General features: G+C 68.8%; 3 protein-coding genes and 2 pseudogenes. 2 read left to right on the top strand and 3 right to left on the bottom strand.

Annotation, left to right across the window (positions count from 1 at the left end; genetic code table 11):
- Positions 1–18 precede the first annotated feature (18 nt).
- Positions 19–174 (top strand): annotated as a pseudogene (locus tag LQV45_RS22830) (Nif3-like dinuclear metal center hexameric protein); the annotation flags it as partial.
- 123 nt (positions 175–297) lie between these two features.
- Positions 298–1,035 carry a zinc ribbon domain-containing protein gene (locus tag LQV45_RS22835; RefSeq protein ID WP_230008952.1) on the top strand — a complete coding sequence of 246 codons (738 nt, stop codon included), beginning with the start codon at positions 298–300 and terminating at the stop codon, positions 1,033–1,035.
- Between the two features lie 15 nt (positions 1,036–1,050).
- Here the strand turns inward: LQV45_RS22835 and LQV45_RS22840 are convergent, their stop codons facing one another.
- The 3 genes and pseudogenes from LQV45_RS22840 to LQV45_RS22850 form a co-directional block, all read right to left on the bottom strand.
- Positions 1,051–1,815 carry a YaaA family protein gene (locus LQV45_RS22840; protein ID WP_230008953.1) on the bottom strand — a complete coding sequence of 255 codons (765 nt, stop codon included), beginning with the start codon at positions 1,813–1,815 and terminating at the stop codon, positions 1,051–1,053.
- Positions 1,816–1,887: 72 nt separating this feature from the next.
- The gene (locus tag LQV45_RS22845) at positions 1,888–2,790 is read right to left on the bottom strand and encodes an alpha/beta hydrolase family protein (protein WP_230008954.1); all 903 of its coding nucleotides are present in this window, start codon (positions 2,788–2,790) and stop codon (positions 1,888–1,890) included.
- 26 nt (positions 2,791–2,816) lie between these two features.
- Positions 2,817–3,140, bottom strand: a pseudogene (locus LQV45_RS22850) (slipin family protein); the annotation flags it as partial.

A 3,140-nucleotide genomic window follows, 5' to 3' on the forward strand; every position in this document is an offset into this window, starting at 1 on the left:
GTCAACGACCGGCCGTAACTGATCGACGTTTCCCACTTCGCCAGCGAATGGCTGTGGCTGCCTGCGGCCGCCGAAGCGCTGGGCAATGTGCGCACCGACCAGGGCCACGACGTCGAGATCCGGGTCAGCACCACTAACAGCGACCCGTGGGACTTCATTCTGACTCCGGGCTAAGCCTGGCGTGCGAGGGGCCCCGGGTGAGCGTAGCGAGGCCGGGGAGTACGCTAGGCGCTAGAGTCTAAGGAGCGCCGGGACGGTGCCCGGCTCCGGCCGGATTGGATTTAGCGGAGGTAAATAGTGGCCAAGGCAGCACCGGCGGAACAGTTGAAGTTGCTCGAATTGCAGGGACTCGATGCCAAGCTCAAGTCCTTGTCCAACCGCCGGCGAAGCCTTGAAAGCGATTCCCGCATCACGGACCTGGAAGCCGCCCTCAGCGTGGCCAACGGTGAGCTCGGTGCCGCGAAGGTGGCCGTCCACGATGCTGAACTGGAGCTCAAACGCTCAGAGGCCGACGTCGAGCAGGTCGCCTCCCGGATCGAACGCGACGAGGCCAGGCTCAACAGCGGCACGGGGCTGTCCAAGGACCTCGTCGCCCTGCAGCGGGACCTCGTCTCCCTGAACAAGCGCCGCTCGGACCGCGAGGACGTGGAGCTCGAAGTCCTCGAACGGCTCGACTCGCTCCGCGCCCGCCAAGGGGCGCAGCAGCAGATTGTGGACGACATCCAGGGCTCCTTCGGCTCCATCCGTGCCGAGCTGGACGAGCAGCTGGCCGAGATCGCCGCCGAAGCCACGGTGGTGCGCGGGCAGCGTGCCGAGTTCGCCGCCGGACTCGACGCCGGAATGCTCGCCGTCTACGAGAAGACCCTGGCCAAGCGTGGCGTCGGCGCTGCCCGGCTCTTCCACGGCACCTCGGAAGGCTCCGGCATGCACCTGAGCCCGGGCGACCTGGCCGAGATCAAGGCCGCGGCCGAGGACGACATCGTGTTCTGCCCGGACTCCGGCTGCATCCTGGTGCGCTCGTCCGAGTGGGCCTAAGCACCCGCCTGCGCGTCAGTTCGGCAGGATGATGTTCAGGGTGTGCGGCTTCCGGGCCGTGCCCTCAACGAGTTCGGCAACCCACTTCTCCGCCGCCGCCTTCTGCAGCTGTGCGGGGGTTTGGGGCGCCTTGCCCCGGCGGCTGAGCAAATGCCGTGCCAGTTCGCCCCGGGTGTGCTTGGCAAAGTGACTGACCACCTTGCGCACGCCGGCGGTCTCGGTGAAGACGTTCACGGCCACCGTCTGTTCCGGCGGGGGAGTCCAGGCCGCGGCGTAGGTGCTGGACCGGCAATCCACTAACAGCTCACCCGTAGTGGCCGCCGCCAGGGCGTCGTTCAGTTGAGGCTTCCAGAATGAGGCGAGCCGTCCGACGTCGGGCAGCGAAGTCCCCATCGACAGCCGGTAGGCGGGCACGCGGTCGGCGAAGCGGATGGCGCCCCACAGGGCAGAGACCACCAGCACCGATTCGTCGGCCTTCCTCCGCTGCGCCGGGGTCAGCGTGTTGTAGCCGAGGGCGTCAAAGAGCACCCCGGAATACACCTGGTGGGCCGGGGCGGCAGGTTCCGCGTGCAGCCGTGTATTGCGTTCGACGTCGGCGCTCAGTGAAGCGCCGACGCCCAGCAGCGCCAGCGCGTCCTCGTGGGCGCTGACGGTGCCGAGCGCCTCCAGGACCTTGGCGCGGGAGCTGTTGAGGGCGGGAAAGCTCAAGGCGCCCCAGTCGGCGGCGTCCCCGCGCACAGCGGGAGTCTTGCCCTCGGAGGGCGGCAACAGAATTAGCACCGTACGATCCTACCGGCGGCGCGTGCCGTGGGTTCCGCGGGCGCCGCAGTACGCGGCCCGGCGGTGGCGGGTTCAGGCGAGGTTGTGGCCCAGGAATGAGAACACCTCGGGCAGCACGGTCCGCCAGTAGCTGTAGTCGTGGCCGCCGGGCCGGAAACCACCCTCCACGTCGCCCTTCAGCCCTGCACGGTAGGCACGAACCGTGGCGGCAAGCGCGTCCCCTGTGCCGCAATCGATCCGCTTGGGCACCGCCGCGAGCCGGGACCGGAGCGCGAACACGTCATGGGCCGCGAAGTCAGCCGGGCTGTCGAATGCTGTGTCCATGCGTGCGTCGTAGTTGTCCCAGACCGCCGGACTCATGGCGGCGACGGCGCGTATTCCGGGCAGCCGGCCCTGGGAGGCCAGCAGGAGGGAGCCGAAGCCTCCCATGGAGAGACCGAAGAGGCCGATCCGGCCAAGGTCGTAGCCCCGCCTGCCCAGGAACGGGACAAACTCCTTCACCAGCATCGACTGGGTGTCGCTGCCGTCGGCGCGGGGGTGCCACCAGGTGTTTCCGCCGTCCACCGCGGCGATCGCGAAGGGCGCGCCGCCGGCGTCGAGGTGCCGTTGGAGGGCCTTATGCGCCGACAAGCCCTCGAACAGTGCCTTGTGGCTGCCGTGAAGTCCGTGAAGAAAGACAGCCACGGGCAATTCGGGCCGCGCGCCGCCGGGCGGCAATTCGGGTGCGGCCAGCGACCAATGGCTGGCGATGCCGGGGCGGAAAGCCGAGACGAACGAACCCGTGCTGGTCCGGACCGTCAGCGCGCCGGCGCGGGCCCGCTGCCCTGACGTCGTCGGGCTGGCTGGGCTGGCTGGCACGGGCGGAGACGTCTCGGGAGGCGCGACGCCCTCTGTACAGGCAGAGAGCGCGGACGCGCCAAGGCCGATTCCTGCCAGCTCAAGCAGCCGGCGCCGGGTCAGGGCAGATTTGTCCATCCCTCGATAATAGGCCCGGGCGGACGCTACGCCGCTTTGATCGGTGGCGTCGTTGTCGGTGCCTCTGGCGTCGCCGTCGCCGTCATCGCCGTCTTGGCCACATGGTCCTCGCGTGCCAGGAAAGCGGCCAGTTCGGCGATGGTGCTCATCAGGGGCGCCGGGAAGACGACGGTTGAGTTCTTGTCCACCCCGATCTCCACAAGGGACTGAAGATTCCGCAACTGCAGGGCGACCGGGTGGGCCATCATCGTGTCAGATGCCGCGCCGAGCGCCACGGCGGCGATCGCCTCTCCTTCGGCCGAAATGATCTTGGCCCGCTTCTCCCGCTCGGCCTCCGCCTGCCGGGCCAT

The sequence above is a fragment of the Microbacterium sp. Bi128 genome (assembly GCF_918698205.1).

Coding starts and splice junctions, on each gene's coding strand:
- LQV45_RS22845 (WP_230008954.1), bottom strand. CDS start 2,790: ATGGACAAATCTGCCCTGACCCGGCGCCGGCTGCTTGAGCTGGCAGGA.